The sequence below is a fragment of the Candidatus Phytoplasma melaleucae genome, assembly GCF_030588185.1.
GTDB lineage: Bacteria > Bacillota_I > Bacilli_A > Acholeplasmatales > Acholeplasmataceae > Phytoplasma > Phytoplasma melaleucae.
The window spans coordinates 22508-48927 of the sequence record NZ_JAOSID010000004.1 but is presented as its reverse complement, the minus strand read 5'-3'; the positions used below and the strand labels follow the sequence as shown (position 1 = coordinate 48927).

23 protein-coding genes, 2 tRNA genes and 1 other RNA gene are annotated in these 26420 nt (G+C 25.5%); 25 read left to right on the top strand and 1 reads right to left on the bottom strand.

Annotated features, from left to right (window positions below):
* Positions 1-65 precede the first annotated feature (65 nt).
* The 16 genes from OC680_RS01480 to OC680_RS01405 all read left to right on the top strand — a co-directional run bounded on the left by OC680_RS01480 (position 66) and on the right by OC680_RS01405 (position 14654).
* Positions 66-132, top strand: a tRNA-Thr gene (locus tag OC680_RS01480).
* Between the two features lie 11 nt (positions 133-143).
* Positions 144-219, top strand: a tRNA-Asn gene (locus OC680_RS01475).
* A gap of 148 nt (positions 220-367) precedes the next feature.
* Entirely contained in the window at positions 368-2542 is a 2175-nt protein-coding gene (locus OC680_RS01470) for a polyribonucleotide nucleotidyltransferase (protein ID WP_304515355.1), read from the top strand.
* A gap of 102 nt (positions 2543-2644) precedes the next feature.
* Positions 2645-3042, top strand: an RNA gene (gene rnpB, locus OC680_RS01465) — RNase P RNA component class B.
* A 232-nt stretch (positions 3043-3274) separates the two neighbouring features.
* Positions 3275-4768: a lysine--tRNA ligase gene (gene lysS, locus OC680_RS01460; RefSeq protein ID WP_304515354.1), complete on the top strand. Its 1494-nt coding sequence runs from the start codon at positions 3275-3277 to the stop codon at positions 4766-4768.
* Between the two features lie 59 nt (positions 4769-4827).
* Positions 4828-5208: a hypothetical protein gene (locus OC680_RS01455; protein ID WP_304515353.1), complete on the top strand. Its 381-nt coding sequence runs from the start codon at positions 4828-4830 to the stop codon at positions 5206-5208.
* A 73-nt stretch (positions 5209-5281) separates the two neighbouring features.
* The gene (locus OC680_RS01450) at positions 5282-7936 is read left to right on the top strand and encodes a helix-hairpin-helix domain-containing protein (RefSeq protein ID WP_304515352.1); all 2655 of its coding nucleotides are present in this window, start codon (positions 5282-5284) and stop codon (positions 7934-7936) included.
* Positions 7937-7998: 62 nt separating this feature from the next.
* The gene (locus tag OC680_RS01445) at positions 7999-8421 is read left to right on the top strand and encodes a hypothetical protein (protein ID WP_304515351.1); all 423 of its coding nucleotides are present in this window, start codon (positions 7999-8001) and stop codon (positions 8419-8421) included.
* Between the two features lie 84 nt (positions 8422-8505).
* The gene (locus OC680_RS01440; RefSeq protein ID WP_304515350.1) at positions 8506-9156 is read left to right on the top strand and encodes a hypothetical protein; all 651 of its coding nucleotides are present in this window, start codon (positions 8506-8508) and stop codon (positions 9154-9156) included.
* Between the two features lie 132 nt (positions 9157-9288).
* Positions 9289-10374 carry a nucleotidyl transferase family protein gene (locus OC680_RS01435; protein WP_304515349.1) on the top strand — a complete coding sequence of 362 codons (1086 nt, stop codon included), beginning with the start codon at positions 9289-9291 and terminating at the stop codon, positions 10372-10374.
* Between the two features lie 50 nt (positions 10375-10424).
* Complete coding sequence (gene trhO / locus OC680_RS01430; RefSeq protein WP_304515348.1) at positions 10425-11360, top strand: oxygen-dependent tRNA uridine(34) hydroxylase TrhO; 936 nt, start codon at positions 10425-10427, stop codon at positions 11358-11360.
* A 288-nt stretch (positions 11361-11648) separates the two neighbouring features.
* A complete protein-coding gene (gene rplU, locus OC680_RS01425) occupies positions 11649-11957 on the top strand; it encodes a 50S ribosomal protein L21 (RefSeq protein ID WP_304515347.1) in 309 nt (102 codons plus the stop codon).
* 5 nt (positions 11958-11962) lie between these two features.
* The gene (locus tag OC680_RS01420; RefSeq protein ID WP_304515346.1) at positions 11963-12271 is read left to right on the top strand and encodes a ribosomal-processing cysteine protease Prp; all 309 of its coding nucleotides are present in this window, start codon (positions 11963-11965) and stop codon (positions 12269-12271) included.
* A gap of 12 nt (positions 12272-12283) precedes the next feature.
* A complete protein-coding gene (gene rpmA, locus OC680_RS01415; RefSeq protein ID WP_320411967.1) occupies positions 12284-12574 on the top strand; it encodes a 50S ribosomal protein L27 in 291 nt (96 codons plus the stop codon).
* A gap of 50 nt (positions 12575-12624) precedes the next feature.
* Entirely contained in the window at positions 12625-13896 is a 1272-nt protein-coding gene (obgE, locus tag OC680_RS01410; protein WP_304515344.1) for a GTPase ObgE, read from the top strand.
* A gap of 122 nt (positions 13897-14018) precedes the next feature.
* Positions 14019-14654 carry a hypothetical protein gene (locus tag OC680_RS01405; RefSeq protein ID WP_304515342.1) on the top strand — a complete coding sequence of 212 codons (636 nt, stop codon included), beginning with the start codon at positions 14019-14021 and terminating at the stop codon, positions 14652-14654.
* A gap of 71 nt (positions 14655-14725) precedes the next feature.
* On the opposite strand, the gene OC680_RS01400 is transcribed toward OC680_RS01405, so the two are convergent.
* Positions 14726-15394 carry an adenylate kinase family protein gene (locus OC680_RS01400; protein ID WP_304515341.1) on the bottom strand — a complete coding sequence of 223 codons (669 nt, stop codon included), beginning with the start codon at positions 15392-15394 and terminating at the stop codon, positions 14726-14728.
* 656 nt (positions 15395-16050) lie between these two features.
* Between OC680_RS01400 and rpsD the strand changes: the two genes are divergently transcribed.
* The 9 genes from rpsD (at position 16051) to rsmH (ending at position 26224) form a co-directional block, all read left to right on the top strand.
* The gene (gene rpsD, locus OC680_RS01395; protein WP_304515340.1) at positions 16051-16656 is read left to right on the top strand and encodes a 30S ribosomal protein S4; all 606 of its coding nucleotides are present in this window, start codon (positions 16051-16053) and stop codon (positions 16654-16656) included.
* A 214-nt stretch (positions 16657-16870) separates the two neighbouring features.
* Positions 16871-19537 carry a magnesium-translocating P-type ATPase gene (gene mgtA, locus OC680_RS01390; protein ID WP_304515339.1) on the top strand — a complete coding sequence of 889 codons (2667 nt, stop codon included), beginning with the start codon at positions 16871-16873 and terminating at the stop codon, positions 19535-19537.
* A gap of 44 nt (positions 19538-19581) precedes the next feature.
* Entirely contained in the window at positions 19582-20358 is a 777-nt protein-coding gene (locus tag OC680_RS01385; RefSeq protein ID WP_304515338.1) for a diadenylate cyclase, read from the top strand.
* A 73-nt stretch (positions 20359-20431) separates the two neighbouring features.
* Positions 20432-21292 carry a DegV family protein gene (locus tag OC680_RS01380; RefSeq protein ID WP_304515337.1) on the top strand — a complete coding sequence of 287 codons (861 nt, stop codon included), beginning with the start codon at positions 20432-20434 and terminating at the stop codon, positions 21290-21292.
* Positions 21293-21560: 268 nt separating this feature from the next.
* Positions 21561-21797, top strand: a complete 237-nt coding sequence (locus OC680_RS01375) for an acyl carrier protein (RefSeq protein ID WP_304515336.1) — start codon at positions 21561-21563, stop codon at positions 21795-21797.
* Positions 21798-21864: 67 nt separating this feature from the next.
* Positions 21865-24318, top strand: a complete 2454-nt coding sequence (gene leuS / locus OC680_RS01370) for a leucine--tRNA ligase (RefSeq protein ID WP_304515335.1) — start codon at positions 21865-21867, stop codon at positions 24316-24318.
* Between the two features lie 75 nt (positions 24319-24393).
* Positions 24394-25017: a guanylate kinase gene (gene gmk, locus OC680_RS01365; protein WP_304515334.1), complete on the top strand. Its 624-nt coding sequence runs from the start codon at positions 24394-24396 to the stop codon at positions 25015-25017.
* Positions 25018-25033: 16 nt separating this feature from the next.
* A complete protein-coding gene (rpoZ, locus tag OC680_RS01360; protein ID WP_304515333.1) occupies positions 25034-25252 on the top strand; it encodes a DNA-directed RNA polymerase subunit omega in 219 nt (72 codons plus the stop codon).
* A gap of 39 nt (positions 25253-25291) precedes the next feature.
* Entirely contained in the window at positions 25292-26224 is a 933-nt protein-coding gene (rsmH, locus tag OC680_RS01355; RefSeq protein WP_304515332.1) for a 16S rRNA (cytosine(1402)-N(4))-methyltransferase RsmH, read from the top strand.
* Positions 26225-26420: the final 196 nt, after the last annotated feature.

Below are 26420 nucleotides of genomic sequence, written 5' to 3'. Positions count from 1 at the left end.
AAAGTCGGGGGTTCAAGTCCCTCATCCTCTACCATCTTCCTACGAGTGAACATCATCAGGGCCAAAATAGCTCAATTGGAAGAGCAACTGACTTGTAATCAGTAGGTTGCGGGTTCGATTCCTGCTTAATGACTTTTTTTTATGCCTATGTAGCTCAGTTGGTAGAGCATCTGACTGTTAATCAGAATGTCCTAGGTTCGATCCCTAGCATAGGCGCCAAATTAATACTAATTATATTTTTAATTTATATTTATCTATTTACTGTTTATGTGCCGTTTTCATATTTTCAAATTGATTAATTTTTATTTTCAAAAGTAGTTTTTATAAAATGAATTAATTGCTATATTAACAAAAAAGAGGATTTTGAATGAGTTATAAAAAATTTCAAACTACTTTTGAAAATAATTTATTAACTGTTGAAATTAATCGACTAGCTAAACAAGCTGATAGCTCTGTATTAATACGTTATAAAGATAGTGTTTTATTAAGTGTTGTAATTATTGGTACAAAAGATAGTAATCTTAATTATTTACCTTTAACAATATTTTATCAAGAAAAATTTTACGCAGCAGGAAAGATACCTGGCAATTTTTTTAAAAGAGAAGGTAAACCTTCTGATTGTGAAATATTATATGCTCGCTTAGTGGATAGAAGTTTAAGACCGTTATTATGTAAACAATTTAAAAAAGAAATTCAGATTATTAACACTGTTTTAAGTAATGATAAAGATTGTAATAATGAAATTCTTGCTATTTTTATTAGTTCTCTAACTTTATTGGTTTCAGATGCACCTTTTTATAAAGCTGTTTCAGGAATTTGTGTGGGGAAGGTAGAAAATAAATTGATTATTAATCCAGATCCCCAACAAAGAGAAAAATCAGATTTTTTATTAACTATTGCTGGCACTAAAGATAGTTTAAATATGATAGAAACTGTTGCTAAAGAAATTCCAGAAGCACAATTAATGGAAGCCATGTTGTTTGGGCATCAATTTATTAAAAAACTTTGTCTTTTCCAAGAAAAAATCCAAAAAATAATAAATAAAAAAAAATTAATATTTGTTCCCCCAACTGTAAAAGATGAAGACAACGAGTTATATGATCAAATTAAAGATCAATATAAATCTAGACTTAGAAGTATTTTAAATAAAAGTGTTCGAAAACGAAAACTTAAGAATTCACTATCGTTAGATATCGAACATTTAAAAGAAACAATCATTCAAACATATCAAAACAAAGCTTTTTTCAAAACAATTGAACAAGTAACTGTTTTTGATTTTGAAAAACAAAAACAATATTTAGACAAAGTGGTTTTGCTTTTTGATCGTTTATTAACATCTATAGTAAGGGAAATGATTATTAAAGACAAAAAAAGAATCGATGGCAGAAATGCTGATGAGATCAGAAAAATTGCGGGAGAGATAGGTTTACTTCCTCGTGCTCATGGGTCGGCTCTTTTTACAAGAGGAGAAACACAGAGTTTAGCAGTTGTTACTATAGGAGCTTTAAGCGAAGGTAAATTAATTGATGATTTAACAAGCGAAGAAAAAGAAGCTTTTATTGTGCATTATAATTCTCCTCCTTTTTCTGTAGGTTCAATAGGAAGATACATTATGCCTTCTCGAAGAGAGATTGGGCATGGAGTGTTAGCTAAAAAAGCTTTGTGTCATGTTTTGCCTTTGGAACAAGAATTTCCATATACCATCAGAATAGTTTCGGAAATTTTAGAGTCTAATGGTTCTTCTTCGCAAGCTACTATTTGCGCTTCTTCGATGGCTTTAATGGATGCTGGCGTTCCTTTAAAAAGACCTGTAGCAGGAATTGCTATGGGATTATTTCGAGAAGAGAAAGATGAAGACAAATACGTTATTCTAAGTGACATTCAAGGACTGGAAGATCAAAAAGGAGATATGGATTTTAAAGTTGCAGGAACTGAAAAAGGAATAACTGCTTTGCAAATGGATATTAAGATAGAAACTGTCAGCTTTCATATTTTAGAAGAAGTTCTAGAAAAAGCACGAATTGGCAGAATAGAAATTCTACAAAAAATGAATATTGTCATCAATAAACCTCGATCTAAAATGTCTAATTATATTCCTAAAGTCAAAATCATTAATGTCCCTATTGATAAAATTCGTGATATTATAGGAACAGGCGGCAAGGTGATTAGTCAAATAATTGATAATTATGATAATGTAAAAATAGATATTGAACAAGACGGAAGAATTTTTATTATGCATCACAATGAGGATATTGTGTTAAAAACAGCTAATTATATTTTAAATTTAGTCCAAGAGATTCGAGTTGATAAAGTATATGAAGTAACTATTTTAAGAATTTTATATGATAAAAAAAGTGGTAACTCCTTTGCTGCTATAGTACAAATTTTTCCAGGAATTGAAGGTTTTATTCATATTAGTAAACTTTCTAGCGCTAAAGTGAATAAGGTAGAGGACATCTTAGTCATAGGACAAAAGATATTGGCAAAGTGTATTTACATTAATGATAAAGGTAAAATTGATTTATCTTTGGTTTTAGATTAAAATATGAAAAAACAAGCTAATAATAAACAAGCACAACATAATAATTATTTTTGCATAGTAGAAATATTGAAATAATTTTGTTAGAATATTTAATGACAAAATGGTGGAAGGTGATTAAGGCTTTAATATATAATATTAAGTTTAGGAAAGTCCATGTTAGCACATGTTTTAGGAAAAACATGTAATGTTTGTGCTTAAGGAAGATAATAACTTAAGGTACTTTAATTAAAGTAACGGCTTTTTAGATTCTAAGAACTTATTTTTAATAAGTTTATGAAAATAAAAATAAAGTGCCACAGAGACGATTTAATTAGAAATAATTAAGTGAAACGCGGTAAACCCCTCAAGCTAACAACCCAAAAAAAGGTAGGGGCACATAAAATTGTCATTTCCTATTTTTGATTTAGGCGATTTTTATGCTATTTTGCAATCTCAAAATAGAGATAAATGATCACAACTTATTTATTTATTGAAATAAGTACAGAACATGGCTTATGCACATTATTTTGTCATTAGAATCTTTGTGAAAAAGATTCTTTTTTTATTTATTATTAAGGTGTTTATGTTTCATATTTAATGTAATATGATTTTTTTTTATATCAGTGAAAAAAATTAATAAACTCTTTTTTATACATAAAAAATTAATGTAACGAGAAAAATTTAAATCATTAAATTTATTATATTATGCCAAATGATATATAATTTATGAGAAAGGAGAAATTTGTTTAACTTATGGGGTCAGAACAATTTACAGAGCAGTTTATTATTAGAAAAGAAAAATTAAAATATTTACAAGAATTAAATGTAGATCCTTTTCGAAATAAATTTACTGTTAAGAATAAAATTAGCGATTTATTAAAAAAACATAAATTAGTTGAAAGTTCTAAATTAGAAAATAGCCAAATTATAGTTGAAGTAGCAGGAAGAATCGTTTTAAAAAGAATCCAAGGGAAAGCGGGTTTTTTACAACTACAAGATTTTGATGACCAAATTCAAGTTTATCTAAATCAAAATTTAGTGTCTGAAAAAGCTTTTTTAATTTATAAAAATGCCGATTTAGGAGATATTGTAGGTATTATAGGTTATTTGTTTAAAACTAAAACTGATGAATTAACAATTAAAGCTACTGAGTTTATACATTTAAGTAAAAGTTTAATCCCCCTTCCTGATAAACACAAAGGGTTAAAAGATAAAGAAATTATTAGAAAAAAACGTTATTTAGATTTAATTATAAATTCTAAAACAAGAAAAACTTTTCTTTATCGATCTAAGATTATTAAAGCTATTAGAAATTTTTTTGATAACAAAAATTTTTTAGAAGTAGAAACTCCTATTTTAAATTCTGTTTTCGGTGGCGCTTCTGCTAAACCTTTTGTTACTCATCACAATGCCTTAGATTCTGATTTCTATTTACGAATAGCAACAGAAATTCCATTAAAAAAATTAATTGTAGGCGGGTTGGGAGCAGTTTATGAGTTAGGAAGAGTTTTTAGAAACGAAGGCATAGATGCCAATCATAATCCTGAGTTTACCACTATAGAGGCTTATTTAGCCTATTCTGATATGGAAGGTATGATGTCTTTAACTGAATCTTGTTTAAAAGAGGTTTGTCAACAAATTTTAGGGACTTTGGTTTTTACGTATCAAGGCCAAAAAATAAACTTTAATCAATTTTATCGCTTTGATATGATAGAAATAATTAAAGCAAAAACGGGCATTGATTTTTATCAAAATATGTCTTTATCGGATTGCAAAGAATTAGCTCATAAAAACGATATACCTTTAAAACCTTTTTATAATAGGGGACATATAATATCGGCTTTTTTTGAGAAATTTGTAGAACCTACTCTTATTCAACCTACTTTTATTTATAACTATCCATTAGAAATAAGTCCTTTAGCTCAGATTAATTTGCGAGATGAAAGATTTACAGATAGATTTGAATTATTTGTGGCAGGCAAAGAGTTAGTCAATGCTTTTAGCGAATTAAACGATCCTCTTGAACAAAAGAAACGTTTTGAGAATCAATTAATACAAAAAACTTTGGGAGATTGCGAAATTGATGAGTTAGATCATGATTTTATTGAAACTTTAGAATACGGCATGCCTCCTACTGGTGGATTAGGAATTGGTATAGATCGTTTGGTAATGCTTTTGACAGATAACTCTAATATTCGAGATGTTATTTTATTTCCTCATTTTAAACATAAAAAGTCAATGCCATAATTTCTTCAGTTTTTTGTGCATGTTATAGTCATGGAATTTATTAAAAGGATTTTATGCAAATGAATCAAATTAAGATATCTAAAAAAATAAAGGATTTATTTTTATATTTTTTGAGTTTTACAAATGATCTTTATAATCAGCATTATAGCACAATGAATATTTACATAATAAAACTGTCCAATAAAATTATGGAAAAATTTTCTATTTCAGAAATAGAAACTAATATTGATTTTTTACAAAAAAAATTATTATATTACTTACAAAATAATGATTTTTATTTTGATGATAGACACGAATACGTTGTTTATATGATAGCTTTATTCCTAGAATCTTTTTATTTTGCAGAAACCAAATTAGTTCATTTAGATTATGAATACTACCTAATCTACGTATTTGAAACTGAAGATTATAAAAGAAACTTAAAAAAAGTATTAAATTAATATTTCCAAATTAATTTATGCGAATTATGTTTTTTTCATTTTTTATGTTTTGTAAATAATTAGGGGATTTGTCATGACAGGTGTTTTTTATCTTCAAAGTTTTTATAGTATAAAACAAAGTGTTAATTCTGTTGAATCTTTGGTGAAAAAAGCTAAAGAAAATCAGTATGATTTTGTGGCTCTGAGTGATTTTGAGAATTTATATGGAATGCTTGAATTAGTTTCTGTTTGTGAAAAATATAAGATTAAACCTTTGGTAGGCATGAAAATTAGAGTTACAGTTAATATGTTTTCTCGCAATATTTTGATTGGGCTTTTGGTTTATGCTTCCAATGATATTGGAATTAATAATTTAACTAAAATTTCTAATATTATCCAAATAAATGGTAAAATTACTTTATCAGAAATAAATAATTTACAAGACGGTATTTTTGCTATATTATCTAATATAGATTTAATTTTTTGTGATATGTTAAAACAAAAGTGGTTAGATTTGCCTGAAGAAGAAGTTTTAGTAACAGAGGTTTTAAAACATTTTCAAATTTATTTAAAGTGTTTTTTTTTCGGTCTTTCTTTGCAATCTTACTTATTAGAATATTCTGCTAATTTATTTCTATTAATAGTATCCAAATTAAATATTAAAGTTGTTATCACTCATAAGACTAACTATTTAGAGTTGAAAGAAAAAAAAGTTTATGAATTGTTAAAACAATTATCTAAATCAAATAGCTTGAAAAATGAAGATTTATCCGTTCAATTTTTAGATAAAGAACAAATTTTTTTAAAATATAAACCTTTTTTGGATATTTATCAAAAGAATTTTCTTGACTTAAAAACTTTTCTAGATTCTGTTACATATAATCATGTTTTTTCTAAACAATTACATTTGCCTTCTTTTAATAGTTTTGAACGGCAAAAGTCCTTTCAATATTTAAAGAGAATTGTTTTTTTATTTTTATCTTTTTATAAAAAAACCCACAAAATATCTTTTGATCTTTATAACCGGCAATTGGAAAAAGAACTTCATCTTATTGAACAAATGAATTGCGTAGATTATTTTTTAATTGTTGCAGATTTAGTTAATTACTCTAAGAAAAAAGGAATTTTATTAGGCCCAGGCAGAGGTTCTTCAGTTAGTTCTTTGGTTTGTTTCTGTTTGCAAATTACAGAAGTTGACCCTTTGAAATATAATCTTCTTTTTGAAAGATTTCTAAATGATCAAAAAAAAACTATTCCGGATATCGATTTAGATTTTCCAGATGATAAAATAGATATAATAATAAAATACATCATTAACAAATACGGCGTAGATTATGTGGCTAATCTTATTACTTTTAATACTTATTCTATTAAGACATTAATGTCAGATTTAAATCATGATTTTAATGAATCGTTGTATAACGACATTTCAAATATAGTAAAAGGTATTCCTAGATTTGTAGGTACTCATCCGTCAGGAATTGTGATTACAAATAAACATCTACTTCACAATTACCCTATTCAATTAAATCATTCTCATTCTTCTATATTGTATCAAGTTCGATTTGATCATTCACAATTATCACGAATAGGATTAATGAAAATGGATTTGTTGAATTTAAAAAGTTTATCTGTAATAGAAAAAATTTTGAAAAATATTGATCAAACTCAACAAATATCTTGGCATCAAATTTCTTTAAATGATGCAAAAACTTATCATACGTTACAAACAGGGGATACTGATTATATTTTTCAATTGGAATCCGATACTGCGAAAAATATTTTAAAAAAAATTAGACCTCAAACTATTGAAGATTTAGCAGATGTTTTATCTTTTAATAGACCAGGACCAAAAAAATTTATAGACTTATATTGTACTAACAAACAAAAATTAAAAAAAAATTTTATTCATTTTGATTTTGACTTTATATTGCAAAAAACATACGGAATTTTATTATATCAAGAACAAATCATGGAGATGATTTATCATTTTGCAGGTTATAATTTAGCCGAATCTGAATTTTTTATGAAACGAATGATTAAAAATCAGAAAACATATTTGAATGAAAATGAACTTAAAAAGGAATTTATTTATAACAGTGTGAAAATACAAAAACATTCTCCGGAATTATCATCACAAGTTTACGATTATATTTCGAAATTTTCTAATTACACTTTTAACAAAAGTCACGCAATAGCTTATGCTATAATAAGCTACAAAATGGCTTATCTAAAAACTCATTATTTTCTTTTTTTTGGTCTAGTTTTTTTAGATGAATACAAAAAAGATTCTCAGAAAACCAGCGAATTACTAATTAAAATAAAAAAAGAAGTTTGTCTTTTAAAACCTAATATTTTACAAAGCGAAGCTAATTACAAGCTATGGGAAGGTAAACTTTTATTGCCTTTAACATTAATTTCTGGTATTAGCGAAGATATTTGCTTAACAATTATAAAAGAAAGAGAAAAACAAAAATTTTATGATTTTTACGATTTCAAACAAAGAGTAAAACATATTCTTAATAATAATTTATTGGAAAATTTAATTTTTGCAGGAGCTTTAGATATTTTTGGGTTAAGCAGAGAAACTTTGATTTGTCATTCTAAATTTGAGTATTTAATACATGAAAATTTATTATCTCTATTTCCTAAAAAAAATAGAAATATAGATTTGCAAAATTTGCAAAAATTTTTAAAGACAAAACACTTAATTGTATTTGGGTTTGATTTAGATGCCATTGTTGCCTAGATGGGGAAGGTTTGTGTTTAGTAGAAATTATTTATGAAAAAGGAGAATATATTTGAATAATTATGATGAATAAACTAGAATTTATATGGAAGAAGTTTTGTTGCCATAATTTTTGGCATAGCAAATTTTTTGCTTTTATCATTTGTATAATAAATATTTTTTTTATTTTTTTTATTATATCTTGTAAAATTAACAGAGATATTTATAAAAATAATAAAGTTCATTTTTCTAATGTTTTTAATAATAAAGAAATTATTGAACTTCAAACAAATGATATTACAGAGTCTGAAGAAACAGTTATTGGATTAAAGTCTATGTATATAGGGATTATTATTTGTATAACTTTTCTAGGATTAAAAAAGGGAGTGTTCGGAATTACCTTAGGTACTTTTATTGGGGCTTGTCTTGGTATTTGGTTAGCTATCTTATTTCCTTCAATTATTTATTTTATGGAACTAATATGGAGGAACACTTTTAATACTTAGTTAATAGTTAATTTTGTTTGTGCTTATTCTTAGGAATGAAATTAAAATGATATAAATATTAAAGTTAGTAGGTTTGTATAATTCATGCAAAAAAAAAATCTTTTAAATAAAATTTTTATGATTTCTGTTTTTGTTTCAATGACTATTTTTATGGATTTTTTTTCAAATATATTAATGCCCTTTCTTAAAATGCCTTTAGGAGGTCAATTTTTCAAAATATCTTTTATTATTTTATTCTTGTCAGGTTTTTTAGAAGGATTTTTAGTTGGTTTTATTGTTTGTTTATGTTATGCTTTTTATCATTTATGTAAAGGCTATTTGTCATTATTGGGAATGCACGAAACATTACAATTAAACATAAGTTCTTTAATGATATCTTGTATATTTGATTATGTTTTGCCTGATTTATTCATCAGCGTTTCAGGTTTTTTTCATAATAAGAAAATGACTCATATTACCAATAAAAAAAACATCCTAGCAAGTACAATAATAATTAGTTTTTTCAGAATGATCTTTTTTCTCATCTCTAGTTATTATGTTTATTCTAAACACATTATTAGTGCATTTCCAGTTTTATTTGCTCGGTTACCTTTTGAATGGTGTTTAAATAGTAAATTGTTTTTTCTGTGTTTTTGTTATTGTTTTTTACCTTGTTTTGTTAATTGTGTTATAGGAATTATTTTTTTAATTTTTATTTTACCAAAAATTTCTTATATTATGGATAAATACTTATAAAATATTGTTTTTAATGTTAAAATATTGAGGATAATTTATTTTATGATTATTTATGTTTGAAATATTTTTCTAAATATATATAAACGGAGTATCTTTTTTTGAGTCTTTATTATTAAAAATATAAAATCAGAGGTGGTACATATTTTTCTAGATGTGATTCCAGAACCGAAAATTGTTTTACCTGAAGACCAAAAAACAATATCTAAAATCCAAGAATTTTTATTATATTTAGGTTTAAAAGATGACCTTGTTAATGAATATGCAATTATTTATGCTGCTGACAACACCCCACAACAAATAATTGGAGTAATCGGCCGTTTTTATAATAATATTCGATGTCTTGCGATCGATATTAATTATCAAGGTAATAATGTGGCTAATACTTTAGTTGATTTCATGGTTAAAAGGATTTATCAAAATAATTTTCAGGAAGTTTTTGTTTTTACTAAACCTGTTTACTTTAGTATTTTCAGACATTTAGGATTTGAAATTATTTATTATAACGACAAATTCGGTTTTTTAACTAATAGATATGATTTGTTTGAACGATATTTAACTTATTTAACCCATAAAAAAAACAATGTTTTATCTAAATATAGTAATATTTCTGCTATTGTGATGAACGCAAATCCTTTTACTAAAGGACATGAGTATCTTGTTCAACAAGCATCTATAAGAAGTGATTTTGTTTATGTAATTCTGGTCAAAGAGGAGAGTTCTTTTTTTACCTATTATCAACGTTTTAAAATGACTTGTTTAGGAACTAAAAAGTATATTAATGTTTGTATATTAGAAGGAAGCAACTATTTAGTTTCTAAAAACATTTTCCCTTCTTATTTTTTGCCTTCTAAAGAGGAAGCGATTCACCAACAAGTTATTTTGGATGCTAATATTTTTAGTATTTATATTGCTGACAGATTAGGAATTCATAAACGTTTTGTAGGCGAAGAACCTTTTTCTTACACTACTAATTTGTATAATAATATTATGAAAGAGGTTTTTAAAGTCAAAAACTTAGAATTAATAATTTGTCCACGAATAACTTATCAGGAAAAACCTATTTCTGCTACTCAAGTAAGGAAATTATTTATTCAGGGGGATTTTGAGGCAATGTCTTTTTTAGTTCCTTTTTCTACTCTAGAATATTTAAAATCATTAGATTATTTGAAATATAAACAAAATGCTTGTTTAATGAAGTTAGTAGATAAAAATTTTTAATTTAAATTTTAAAAGAGACATCTTTAATAAGATAGGAATGATTTTAATTTATGATATTTGAAAAAAAAGCTGATTATCTAATTATTTTATTTTATAATTATACTTATATCGAAGATGCCCCAACTTTTTGCCAATTACATTCGGAATATTGTAAAAAATTATGTCTGTTAGGCAGAGTTATTATTTCGCATGAAGGTATTAATGGTACTTTATCCGGATTAGCGAATAATATTCATACTTACATAAAAAATTTGCAACAAGATTCGCGTTTTTATGAAACTGATTTCAAAATAGAAAAGTCATATAAACATCTTTTTCCAAAACTTTCTGTTAAGTATAAAAAAGAAATAGTATCTCTAAAATTAGAACAAGATGTGTTTCCTAACAGCAGAAGAATGAATTATTTAACTCCTAAGGAATTTTATGTTTTATCACAACATAAAGAAGTTTTAATATTAGATGTTCGTAATAATTATGAATACCAATTAGGTCATTTTCAAAATGCTATTAACCCTAATATACGTAATTTTCGTGATCTTCCAAAATGGACTGATGAAAATATATCTTTGTTACGAGAGAGAAAAGTTTTAATTTATTGTACCGGAGGAGTTCGTTGCGAAAAATTTTCTGTTTTTCTACAAAATAAAGGCATTCATGAAGTTTACCAGTTAAAAGGTGGCATAATTAATTATGGACAAGATCCAGAAATTCAAGGGAAATTGTTTGAGGGACAAATGTATGTCTTTGATGAAAGAATATCTGTTAAAGTAAATAGATACGAACACAATATTGTAGGGAAAGATTTTTTCGATCAAAGTCCTTGCGAAAGATATGTTAATTGCGCTAATCCTGATTGCAATGAACAAATTTTATGCAGTGAAAGAAATGAGTATAAGTACTTGGGTAGTTGCTGTAAAGAGTGCAGAGAACATCCACAAAATCGTTTTGTCAGCAAACAAAATATGTATATCGAAACTAAATTTTAAAAAATATTAAGTAATTTTTTAGAGGTTTAATGAAAAAAACGAAATTCTAATGATATTGAGAGTATTACTGATTTACTAGGTATATTATTTTAATCAACAAAAGATTAAAATTTATCTTTTGTGTTACAAAAAAGCACATAAATATGATATTTAAAGAAAAAGTAAATAAATAATATTTTGTCTATTTAATTTTCTAAAGTTGTTTTGTATTTTATAATTTTTCATTTAGTTTTAATTTAAAAATAATTCAATATAAATAGATAATAAATAAGAAAGAGAAGTAAGTTTATGTTTGCTATTATCAAAACAGGAAGTAAGCAATTGAAAGTGTCTTTAGGGCAAGAAATTTTTGTAGAAAAATTACCTGTTAACGAAAAAGATTGCTATGTTTTTCATCAAGTATTAGCTATTAAAGATAAATCAAATATTTTGGGTTCTCCTTTTGTTTCAGGAGCTAAAGTGGAAGCACAGGTTGTGAAACAAGGGAAATTCAAAAAAATTATTGTAGCCACATATAAAAGAAGAAAAAAAAACCGTTCTAAAAATGGTCATAGACAATTTTATACTAAACTTGTCATTACTAAAATTATTGTTTGAGTTTAATGATTAGATATTCTTTTCAACAAACAAATGGTACTATAAAACAAGTTATTATTATAGGTCATGCCTCTTATTCTCAAAAGAATAATATAGTTTGTTCTTCTGTTTCTACTGCTATTATAGTTAGTTTAAATGCTATTGAGATTTTTGGTTTAAAGAATAAGGTTTTTTTCCGCTTAAGAAAAGGTTATTTTAAACTTGATGTGTTAGAGACAGATGTAATAATTAATAATTTATTAAAAAATTTACAATATACACTTAAAGATTTAAGCAAAAGTTTTTGTCTTTATTTAAAAGAAAAAGATAGTTAGGATGGTATTTCTATTGTGTTAAAGTTAAATATTTATTTATTTGCTACTAAAAAAGGTGTTAGTTCCACTCGTAATGGACGTGATTCGCATTCTAAGTCTTTAGGAGCTAAATTATCAGATGGGCAGTATGCTCGCGCAGGTTCTATTATTTATCGCCAAAGAGGTACTAGAATTATCCCTGGTCATAATGTAGGTATTGGTAAGGATGATACTTTATTTACGCTTATTAATGGTATTGTGAGATATGAAACAAAAAGAAAAAATAAAAAAACTAAAAAACAAGTATCTGTCTATTCTTCTTAATCAAGAATTAATTATTTTAAATTATAAATTGATCACGGGTTGAATATAAAATGAATTTTATAGACGAAACAATTAATTTGGTTCAAGCTGGTAATGGCGGAAATGGGAAAGTTGCTTTTAGAAGAGAAAAATATGTTCCTTATGGGGGACCTTCAGGCGGTAATGGAGGCGACGGTGGATCTGTTATTTTCGTTGGTACTTCAAATGAAAATACTTTACTAACCTTGAAATATCAAAAAACCATAAAAGCTTTTCACGGATCTAATGGACAAGATAAAAATAAAAACGGAGCTAAAGCTCCCAATTTATTTATTAAAGTACCTTTAGGAGTTATAGTTTATGATCATCCAAAAAATAAATTTATCGGAGAAATTTTAAAGCCTGGTGATCAATTAGTTATTGCTAAAGGCGGCAGAGGCGGCAGAGGTAATTATTCTTTGGCTAATTATAAAAATAAAGCTCCTTCTTTTGCTGAGAAAGGAGACTTAGGCGAAAATATAATAATTAAAACGGAATTAAAAATTTTAGCTGATGTAGGTTTAATTGGGTTGCCTAATGTAGGAAAATCTTCTTTAATTTCAGTTTTGTCTAATGCCAAGCCAAAAATAGATTCTTATCCTTTTACTACTTTGACACCTTCTTTGGGTATGGTATTTGACAAAGATTTTAGTTTTGTTATGGCTGATATTCCGGGATTAATTAAAGATGCCTCTTTAGGACGTGGTATGGGGATTAGTTTTTTAAAACATATTGAGAGATGCAAGTTATTAGTACATATATGTAGTGCTGAAAATAATGATATTTATCAAGATTATTTGAATTTGAATCAAGAATTACAAGTTTATAATCCGAAAATATTAGATAAGCCTCAAATAATTGTGCTTAATAAAATGGATTTGACCACCGCTAAAGCAAATTTATCAAACTTCAAAAAACATTTAAAGGGTTCAGATGTTATTCCTATTTCTGTTATAAATAAAGTCAATTTAAAGTATTTAAAATTTAAAATAATTGAATTTTTAAGGAATGATAAATATTTACAAATTGAAAATACTATAAATCACAATTTTTTTTCTTTAGAAGAAGACCAAAAATTCTATATTTATAAAGATGATCAAGGTTATTTCGTAGTTACAGGCAAATTGATTACAAAATTATTTAATAGAACAGACTTGAATAATTACGAATCTATTAAAAAATTTTCTTATACTTTAAAAAAAATAGGCGTGGAAGAAGAACTAAAGAAAAAAGGTATGAAATATAATGATCAAGTGAAGATTTGTGACTATTTATTTGAGTTTATAGATGATCAGACTTTTTAAAAATGTTTGATTTATTTCTATATAAACGTAAAAAAACTTTATGACAAAAAATAAAGTTATATGTAACAAAATAAGTAAAATTGTTTATTTCAAATTCAGAAGGATTGTTAAAAAGTTGTTAAATGAAAAAAAATCAAGAATTAGATATTTTGCAAAAAAAATTAAATTTTTCTTTATTAGAACAAATTGTTTTATTATCTTGTTTGTCTTCTTTATCTATAGTGCTAAGTTCTTCCTTAGTATTATCTTTTTATAAAACTTCTTTTGTTTATAAGCTATTAGCGAGATTAGGTCTATTTGATTTTATTAAAGTTATTCCTTTCCTTGTTATTCCTTTGTTTAGTAATGATTATTTTTTAGTTTTTACAGTAGTAGGGTTATCAGAATGTTTTAGTTTCTTTTTAAGAAAATCGCAATATTCTTATAATCCTTTATTAAGTTTAAATTATGGTTTTTGTTGGGGTGTATTACCTATATTATTGTCTTTTACTCATGAAACTTCTTTTGTGAGAGTTTATATTAAATTAACTTTTATATGTGTAGTTCATTTTATTATTTATACTTTGTTCAATTTTTTTGTTTTCGATTGTTTTATGAAATATAATGGTAGTTTTTTATCTTTATTTCGAAATCGTTTTGTAACTAGATTTCTACATCCTTTTCTTTATTTTAGGTTTTTGACTTTATTTTTAGTTTCTGCGGCTCTTACCCATTTGTATTTTTTCGTTAGAAAACAAATTCTTATTATTTTTTCTTAATAATTTAAGAATTTTCAAATTGGAAATTTTATTTTATTTGAAAACTAATATTACAAAATATATGTAGTTTATTATAGCTTATAATTGTGTTTTGATAGTTTTTTTAAGAGTATTTCAGTTACATTTTTAATGGACATTTCAGGATCATTTATTATGATTTCTATAAGCTTATTTTTTGTTTTGTAATATTCTACTAACGGAAATGTTTCTTTTTGGTAAATGAGCAGGCGTTTATTAAAAGTGTTTAAATTATCGTCTTTCCTTTGAATTAAAACTGATTGATCTTTATCGCAAATACCTAATATTTTAGGTATTTTTGTTTTAATATGATATATTTCTCCACACTTAGGACATATTCTTCTACCTATTATTCTATTTTGTAAAAAATTAATATCAGAATTAAAATAGATAACTTGGGTTAGAGAAATTTTTTTTTCTTCAAAAAGTTTAACTAGAAAGTTGGCTTGAAATAAATTTCTAGGGAACCCATCTAAAATAAAACCATTTTTTTTAATTTCAGGCGATAAATATTCTTTTATCATTTCATTTGTAATTTCATCTGGCACTAATAAACCTTTTTCTATGTAAGAATTAGCCAATTTCCCTAAATTAGTTTCTAATTGTAAATGTTCTCGAAATATATCTCCTGTCGAAATATGAGGAATATTAAAATATTTAGACAAAGCAAAAGCCTGTGTGCCTTTCCCAGTAGCTGGTGGTCCAATTAATATTATATTCATCTTTTTAGCCTCTCTTTATTCCTCCCATTAATTTAGTTAATTCATTTTAAATTTAATTAATAATAGTTAGAATAAAATAGCTTCCATAAGGAATGCTTATGGAAATAAAATTTTTTTATTTATCTGAAATCATTTTCATTAGAAATATTCTTCTCGACTTATAATAATGCATTAACACTATTTTTGTAATTTGTATAAACACTTATTGATTTGCATTTGCATTATAAAATCTTTTTTTACATACTGATAATGTAAAATAAATAAACACTAGGTATTTATATCATATAAATAATCTAATTTCAATAATGTTATGGAATTAAATTCTATACAGAGATAACCTATTTGAGTTAATAATATAAATATCTAATCCATGTACTTGACTATTTTTAGTTTTTATCTTAGAATAAATTAGTGATGCGGATCTTATAAAACTTAAAAGTTAAATGGGATGTTACTTGCTATCGGATGTTTTTCAATATTAGTAACACAAATAGACAGATCTGGTTCGAAGAATATTAGCTTAAGTATTATATATTAACTTTAAACTCTGTAATTCTTTATATGTTTAGAATATATTGAAATTTCATATTTTTTAGTTATATAGTGGATTTTAGTATGTGTGTAGTTAATAAAATTATAAGGAGAGATTAGACATTATGTCACGTTATATAGGCCCTACTTGGAAGATTTCACGTCGTCTTAATTATTCTTTGTCTCAAACGGGAAAGGAATTATTAAATAAAGAAAGTAAACATGTTCATAAACATAAAAAACGAAAAAATAAGTTAAGTGATTACGGGCTTCAATTACAAGAAAAACAGAAAGTACGTTTTACTTATTGTGTTTCTGAAAAACAATTTAAAAAGATTTTTTATAACGCTGCTAAATTAAAAGGGACACACGGAGAAATTTTTCTCATGTTACTGGAATCTCGTTTAGATAGAATTGTGAACCTTTTAGATTTCGCTAGAACTATATCACAGGCGAGACAATTAATTTCTCATGGGCACATTTTAGTAGATGGTAACAAAGTAGATGTTGCTTCCTATCAAGTAGTTCCAGGACAAAAAATTACTTTAAAAAATAAGTCTAAAGAATTAATTATTGTTAAGGAATCTTTAAATAGTCGCAAAAATGACAAAGTACAATATGTTTCCTTGGATAAAAACTCTCTAGTAGGCACTTATGTTAGACATCCATATAGACATGAATTCTTAACTGATATCAATGAGAATTTAATTGTAGAATTTTACAATAGATAAGATAAGCATATTAGTCAATTTTTACAGTTTATTTATTATGATTCATTATTGCTTAAATGATATTATTTTTTTAAATATTTTTTAATTTATACTTTTTTCTTGTTTGTCGAATGTGATTTTATAATTTTAAGTTAAATTATTTTTTGTATTATGACTTTATTGGATTAGTTTTATAATGTAGTATTTTGAAAAGAGGCATAAAGGTATAATAAATTTGTTTGATAAGAATTTTTTTAACAACTTTTTTTATTTAGGGAAGATTAGCATTCAAAGTCCAGAGGAAAATCTTCTTACTTTTCAAACTAGTTTAGAAGGTTTGTCTTTCGAAGAAGTATCACAAAGAAGAAAAACTTATGGGTTAAACGTTTTTTCTAAAAAAAAAAATTCTTATTTTAAAAAGATAATTAAAATTTTATTTAATCCTTTTAATATTATTTTACTATTCTTAATTAGCTTTTCTTTTTGTAAGGATATTTATTTTGCAAAAACAGACGGTCCAGATTATTCCACTTTCGTTGTTGTATTATGTATTCTAGCTATTTCAAACGTTATGCATTTTATTCAGGACGCAAAATTTTCTAATGTATTTGAAAAACTTAAAAAAATTGTACAAACAACAGCTACTGTTAAAAGATTAGGCCAAATTTGTAGAATTCCTTTAGAAGAAATTGTTATTGGGGACATTGTCCACTTATCTGCAGGAGATGTTATTCCAGCAGATATCAAATTATTCGAAACTAAAGATTTTTTTGTTAAAGAAACTACTTTTACTGGCGAATCTGATGCAGTTGAAAAAGATTCTTTTTGTTCGAAAAAATATTCTAATGTTTTAGAAGATAGAAGACTTGTTTTTATGGGTACTACGGTTATTTCTGGGTATGCTAAAGGTATTGTTGTATTAGTGGGGAATAGTACTTATTTAGGCAAAATTAATCAAAAAATTTGTTGTGATAAATCTATTTCTATACCACAACAAGGAATTAACTCTATTGCCAGAATATTAAGCACTTGTATGTTTATTGTATTTCCTTTAATTTTTTTCTTAAATTTACTTAAATCTGGTCATGAATTTGATTTTTGGAATGTTTTATCTTTTTCTTTAAGTGTTGTTTTAGGTATTACACCAGAAATGTTACCTTTGATAGTTACTACGTCTTTTTTAAGAGGCGTTTCTGTTTTATCTAAACAAAAAGTAATTGTTAAAAATTTATATTCTATTCAAGATTTTGGTGCCATGAATATTTTATTTACTGATAAAACAGGGACTTTGACAGAAGATAAAATTTTTGTTGAAAATTTTTTAGACGTACAAAATGTAAAGAGTGACAAAGTTTTAAAATATGCTTATCTCAATAGTTTTTTTCAAAATGGGTTAAAAAGTTTTATTGATATTGCCATAATAGAGAAAATAAATCAAATAAAACAAGATAATCTTTTTTTTTCTAATATAGAAAAATTATTTACTAAAATTGATGAAATTCCTTTTGATTTTAAAAGAAGAGTTATGACTGTAATTATTACTGATAATGTTCCTAAATGTAAAATCATCATTAGTAAAGGTGCTATTGAAGAAATATTAAATATTTGTTCTTATATGGAAATTACTGATGTTAAGGATGATACATCTCAAATACTTCAAATTAATAAACAAAAAATTTTAGATAAAACTTCATATTATAACCGAAAAGGTTTTCGTGTGATTGGTGTTGCCTATAAAAAAATTATTTACAATGGTGTTTATGATAAAAATATAGAGTCTAATATGATTATGCTTGGTTTTTTAACTTTATTGGATCCTCCGAAAAAAAGCGCTTTAGAAGCAATTATTTCTTTAAAGAAATATAATGTAAATGTGAAAATTCTAACAGGCGATAACAAAATTGTATCAAAAATTATTGCTCATAAAGTTAATTTTATAAATCAAGAATGTTTACTAGGATCAGATATAAATAAAATGGATGATAATACTTTATATCAAAAAGCATTGAATATCGATATTTTCGCTAAATTACACCCCGAACAAAAAGCTAGAATTATTAAAGTATTTCGAGACAAAGGGAATATAGTAGGTTTTATGGGCGATGGTATTAATGATGCTCCCGCTATGAAAATGTCTAATCTAGCCATATCTGTTGATTCAGCAGCAGATGTTGCAAAAGAATCATCTGATATTATTCTTTTGGAAAAAGATTTAAAAGTTTTAAAAGATGGAGTAATAGAAGGCAGAAAAACTTATATTAATATGTTAAAATATATCAAGTTTACATTATCCGCCAATTTTGGTAATATTTTAAGTATTTTATTAGCTTCTTTGTGTCTCCCTTTTGTTCCTTTAAGGCCTATACAAATTTTATTTCTAAATCTTATTTATGATTTGTCTTGTTTAGTATTGCCTTATGATTATGTGGATGTAGATTATTTAAGTAAACCTCGTTCTTGGAATTTTAGAAATATTATATTTTTTATGATTTTATTTGGTATAGTAACTTTTATCTTTGATATTTTATTTTGTTTAGCTTTGTTTATTCAAAACGGCAGTCTTGCTTTTGATAATTATCTCCCCGCACAAGTGAATTTATTTCAAACTAGTTGGTTTATTTTTTCTATTTGGACACAAATTTTAACTATTTATTATTTAAAAACTAATAATTTTCTTAAAAATTTTGAACATTCTGTAATTATGTTTTTTTTGCCTTTAATAGGTGGATTTTTTGCAACTTTAACACCTTTTATTGATGTTTTATCTAAAGTATTATATTTTCAAAATCCCTTTGCGAATGTTCAATATACTGTTTTATTATTTCTATTTTTAATCATTTATTTAGGTTGTTTGTCAATAATTAAAAACCTTTTTATTTACAAAAAAAAAGATTTATTATAAAATAAGGCGTGTTTCAGTTCTGCTATAAGAAGGTGCATTCATTTATGTTTATTTCTTATTTAGGAAAAGTATTCTTATATTTGCTTTTATTTGGAATTATTTTTTATATTTCTTTATGTATTTTTTTCAGTAAATATGAATTAATTAAAATTATTTATTGTTTTCTTTTTGGTATTATTCTAATATTTTATTTGAGAAAATTCATAACAGAATGTTTGCATTCAGTGATTATCCATCAATTTTTACAAGATGTTAATATTTATGCTGTTTTATTAAATTTTATTTTGATTGCTCCTATTATTATTAAAGCTCCTTATCTAAGATTTCATTTACAAGGTTTTTGTAAATTTTGGCATAAGAAAAATATGATAATTATGGGCAGTAAGAATACTCAAAGTCATATTTTAGAAGCTATTATGACAATGTCGCAAAAAAAAATTGGTTCTTTAATTACTATTGAAAAATATAATACTTTAGAACAATTTGCCCAAAAATCTATTTCTATTGACGCTAATGTTTCCAAAGAACTATTAATAAATATCTTTATGCCTAATACTCCTTTACATGACGGAGCTGTTATTATTAGAGGAAATAAAATTTTGTCAGCTGGAGCTTATTTTATGTTATCTAATAATCATCGTTTTGAAAAAACTGCAGGGTCCAGACATCGCGCTGCTTTAGGAATTAGCGAAAATACTGATAGCATGACTATTGTTGTGTCAGAAGAGACAGGTGATATTTCAATTGCTATAGAGAGCATTATGTTGAAAGTTAACGATAAAAATAAAATTCAAGAATATTTAGCTATGTTTATGGGATAATAGAATTTTATATTTTCGTTTACACTTATATTTATCTGTTTTTTTGTTATAAAAGGAAGGAGGATTTTTTTATATGAAAAAAAGAAAATTAGGTATTGTAGTTGATTCAACTATAGGTAAAACATTTGATCAAAATCTTTTTCCTGATATGTCTATTGTCCCCTTAACAATCATTTTAAATGATAAAGTTTATGATGACGGAAATATAAATAATCAGGAATTATTAACATGCTTAAAAAAAGGTCATAAGATTACTACTAGTCATCCTAATCCTTATTTGTTTATAGAGGCTTTTAAGAAACAATTTGAGCTAGGCTATGAACATGTAGTTTGTTTGACTTTAACTCAGAAATTCAGTGCTACTTTTAATAGTGCTCAAAAAGCCCAACAAATGTTGAATAACGCAAATATAACAGTTATCGACACCGAAAACATTGGCCCTGGTATGTTTTTTACTTTATCTCGGATTCATTATTATATTTATCATAGCGATTTAAATTATCCAGAAATTTTCGCCAAAGTAAAACAAGAGCAAAAAAATGGAAGCATTTTTTTTTCTTTAAATGATTTGAATTTTTTAGCGTCTGCTAAAAGAATTAGTAGATTTAAATATTTTCTTGGTAGTGTGTTATTAAAAATCAAGACTATTTTAAAATTGAACCAAGGAACTATTTTTGTGAAAAAAAATGTTCGAAGTTGGAAGAATTGTTTTCAATTTTTATTACATGTTATAACACAATTAAAACAAACAAAAAACCAAATAGAAGTAAAAATTGTTTATGTAAATGATGATACAATGGCCAAGGAACTTCAAAGGGAAATTAATGCGTTAAATGATTCTGACATCAAAGTTTCTATCTTTGGAGAAATTTCTTCTATTTTTGTTATTCATATAGGATCCGAAGGTTTTGGTTTTTACTTAAATAAAATATAAATTTTATACTTGGTTTGTGTTATAAAATAAAAGTATCTATCTGATTTCTAATTATATCTACAAGATTATTGTGACAATATTTATGGTTAGTCAGAAGAACAATATTTTGGTATAATGTATAATATATTTTAGCTTAAACCAACCAACATGAATCTAAAATAACATAAAAAAACTTTATTTTTATATTAGATATTCTTTTAATAAACTAAATAAATATTTAATTTATTAAAGTTTAAAAATAATATTAAGTTGAAGCTTTGAGGTTATAATGATTTTAACAAAAATTAGAAAAATAATTGCACGCAAGTTATCTATTTCTGAAGATCAAATTGCATTACAAACTAAATTAAAAGATGATTTATGTATTGATTCTATCGATGCTGTTGATTTAGTTATTGAATTAGAACAAGTGTTTAAAATTAAAATTAGTGATGAGGCTTTACAACAATTTAAAACTGTTCAAGATATGGTAGATCATATCAAATGTAGTCTTCATAATTCATAATTTATTATAATATGTTAATATTTTGATTATAAATATTTGAATTCAATAATGAAAGCTGGGGCTAATTATGTTAGTTTATGATTTTGATAAGATTGAATTGAAATGGCAATTACATTGGGAAAAACAACAAACTTTTAAAACTGATGATGATTTTTCTAAAAAGAAATTTTACTGTTTAGATATGTTTCCTTATCCTTCTGCTCAGGGGTTGCATGTCGGTCATATTGAAGGATATACTGCTAGTGATGTAATTAATAGATTTAAAAGAATGAGGGGGTATAATGTATTGCATCCTTTTGGTTGGGATTCTTTTGGATTACCTGCTGAAAGATATGCTTTACAAACAGGAAATCATCCTCAATATTTTACTTACGAAAATATTGATAAATTTAGAAAACAAATAAAAAAATTAGGCAAGGGGGTTGATTGGAGTAGAGAATTAGCTACTTCAGAACCTTATTTTTATAAATGGACTCAATGGTTTTTTAAACAATTTTACATACATGGATTAGCTGTTTTAAAAGATGTAGAAGTTAATTTTTGTGAACAATTAGGAACTGTTTTGTCTAACGAAGAAGTTATTACTACGGAAAATGGTACTATTTCCGAAAGAGGTTCTTATCCTGTTGTTAAAAAAACTATGACACAATGGGTTATAAAAATTAATAATTATGCTGATATACTTTTAGAAGATATAGAATTACTGGATTGGCCTTCTAAAATTAAAGAAATGCAAAAAAATTGGATTGGTAAAAAAAAAGGTTTTATTTTTAATTTCCCCATTGTATCTTCAAAAGAAGAATATTTATCTGTTTTTACTACTCTTCCATATACTATTTTTGGTGTCAGTGCTTTAGTTTTAGCGCCAGAACATACTTTGGTATCAAGTTTAACTACTTTAGAATTTGCTGACCAAGTAGATGTTTATCTACAACAAACTAAAAGAAAAACTTCTTTAGAAAGAGAAATTAATAAAGAAGTCACCGGAGTATTTACAGGAAGCTATGCTATTAATCCTTGTAATCACAAAAAAGTTCCCATTTGGGTATCAGATTATGTTTTAGTTCATTATGGCACAGGAGCAGTTATGTCAGTTCCTTGTCATGATGCCAAGGACTTTGTTTTTGCAACTAAATATTCTTTAGAAATGAATGTAATTAAATATTGTAGCGAATTTTGTGCATTAAAGATGTATCAAAGTAACATACAAGAGCCTTGTTTAAAAACTAGTGGAGTGTTAATAAATAGTGATTTTTTGAACGGCTTTGATGTTGAAACAGCTCAAAAAAAAATAATTGAATTAGCTGAATCCAATAATTGGGGATATATTCATTCTACTTACAAAATGCATGACTGGTTTTACTCTCGTCAACTTTACTGGGGCGAACCTTTCCCTGTTTACTACGATAATGATAATAATATCTATTTAATGCCTGATAAAGATTTGCCTTTAGAACTACCCCAAATAAATAAGATTGAAATCGCTGGAGATGGTACTTCTCCTCTATCCAAAATTAATTCATGGTTGTATTTCGAAAAAGAAGGTAAAATCTATAAAAGAGATTCTAATACTATGCCTCAATTTGCCGCTAGTTCTTGGTATTATATTGGTTATGTTTTGAAGAATTATTTAGGAATGATTCCTTTAAATACTGTTAAAGCTAAAAAATTACTAGATTACTTTTTACCAGTAGATGTTTATGTGGGAGGATCAGAACATGCTGTGGGTCATCTAATATATTCTCGTTTTTGGCATAAATTTCTATATGATTTAGGGTTAGTTTCAACGAAAGAACCTTTTACTAAATTGGTTAATCAAGGTATGATTTTAGGACATGATAATTTAAAAATGAGCAAATCTAAAGGCAATATCGTTAGTGCTTCTCAAGTTTTACAAAAATATGGAGCTGATGTTTTGCGGCTTTATATCATGTTTTTAGGTCCTTTAGAAGATAATAAAGTGTGGACTTATAAAGGTTTAAAAGGAATTCAACGTTTTCTTAATAGAGTTTATCATGTTTTTATATTGTTTAATATAGTAGATGATAATTATTCACATTTAAATCGAATAATGCACCAAACAATTAAAAATGTTACTGAATATTATGAGAAGTTCAAGTTCAATAAAGTGGTTAGCCAATTAATGATTTTTATCAACGAAATATACCGATATAAGAAAATAGGAAAAGAACAAATAAGAATTTTTCTGCAGTTATTAAATCCTTTAGCACCACACTTAACTGAAGAATTAAATCAAACTAAATTAAAATTAGGTGAAGAATTGGTATATTTATCTTGGCCTTGTTATAACAAATCTTTTTTATCCATTAATGAAAATCAAATTGTAATACAAATCAACGGAAAATTAAGATCTAAAATTTTTGTGGAAATAAATGCAAAAAAGAATACAGTTTTACAAAAGGCACTAAAAGATAAAAAAATCGCTTTTTTGTTAAAAAATAAAGAGATTACTCAAAGTATTTATGTTATTAATAAATTACTTAATTTAGTAGTAGTTTGATTTTTAATTAATAGTTTTTTTATCATATTTCATAATTTTAGCAAATAAAAATTTGAGAAAGGATGGCTCATTTTTATGGGATTATGTCAAAAAAGAATACTTATAATCCTTTCAGGACCATCAGGAGTCGGAAAAGGAACAGTTAAAAAGGCTTTATTAGACCGTCCAGGTAATAATTTTGTTTGTTCTATTTCTATGACAACAAGATTACCAAGAACATACGAAAAACCAGATGTTGACTATATTTTTGTTAGCAGAAATTTTTTTGAAAATAAAATTAAAGAAAATTTTTTTTTAGAATATAATGAGTTTGTAGGTAATTATTATGGCACTCCTCGTCAAAAAATATTAGAACATTTAAGTAAGAAAAAAGACATCATTTTAGAAATGGATGTTCAAGGTTTTCTTCAAATCAAAAAAAATCCTATTGGTAAATTAGGTATTTTTATTTTTTTAATTCCTCCTTCAAAACATGTTTTATACCAACGCATCAAAGAAAGAAACACAGAATCCGAAGAAATTATCCAAAAAAGGGTTCAAGAGGCTGATCAAGAATGTTTGTTAGCTAAACAATATGATTATATCTTAGTCAACAATGATTTAAAGAGTACCGTTGATAAAATTATTTCTATTGTGAATGAAGCACATTTAAAATGTCAAAATAAAATTAATTGTTGTTTATCAGAAATATTGAATTAAAGGAAGGTTATATAATATGTCACAAAATAAGAATATAGGGTTTGGTTCTTATTCGGTTGATGAATTATTACAAAGAATCGATTCTAAATACAAATTAGTTTATACAGCAAGTAAAATTGCCCATGTTATTGAAACTAAAGATGAATTATATAAATCAGGCATTTTCGGAAAAAAAATTGTTAGTAAAGCTTTATCCGAAATTATAAATAATAATTTCAAAATAATATTTGAATAATGAAAAGTTCCCCCTGATTATTGTGAAAAAGGTAATAGAGTGAAAGCAAATTTTCATATTCCTGTTCTGACTCGAGAAGTAGTTCAATATTTAAATATAAATCCAAAAGGTGTTTATGTTGATGCTACTTTAGGGGGTGGCGGACATAGTATGGTTATTTTATCAAAACTTACACAGGGTTTTTTATATTCTTTTGATCAAGATATTTGTTCTATTTTAGAATGTCAAAAAATATTTGCAAATCATAAAAATATTAAGTTAATACATAAAAATTTTGCTTACTTACAGATGGAATTATCCAAATTTAATGTTCGCCAAATTGATGGCATTGTTTTCGATTTAGGTTTATCTTCTTTTCAAATTGATAGTTCCAAAAGAGGTTTCAGTTATTTGGTTGATGAATTTTTAGATATGAGAATGAGTCAACATAATATGCAAACAGCTTATTATATCATTAACAATTATAGTTTGGAAAAATTAAAAAATATTTTTTTTCTTTATGGCCAAGAACCAAAATCTTCTTTGATTGCTAAAGAGATTATTAAAAAAAGACCTTTGAAAACTACTTCAGAATTAGTAAAAATTACTGATAAATTTTATTCTCGTTATGGTAAAAAAATAAATAACAGAGGGCATAGTGCTAAAAGAATTTTTCAAGCTTTACGTATAGAAGTTAATCAAGAATTAAGATGTTTGGAAACAAGTTTACACCAGAGTCTTAATTTATTGAAAAAAAATGGAGTAATTGTAGTAATTAGTTTTAATTCTTTGGAAGATAGTTTAGTTAAACATTTTTTTAAAAAAAATAGTCAATATCATTTATTGCCTAAAATCCCTTTTAAAAAAAAAGATTTGCCCCCTCCTAATTTACAAATTATTAGTAAAAAAATTATTTATCCAGGTTCGGAGGAATTATTATTTAATTCCCGTAGTCACTCTGCTAAATTAAGAGTAGCTGTGAAAAGTTTATAAATAAAAACTCTATCAGCAACTAAATGGTAGTTATATATAAAAAATTCTTTATTTTTATAAAAATAAAGAATTTTATTATATAATGGGAATGCTTATTTTTTTTATGATACAATAACGTATATAAACATATTATCTTATGATTTTATTACATTATTTTTAAAAATAGCTTTAAGTAAATCAAATATAAAAATTTGTT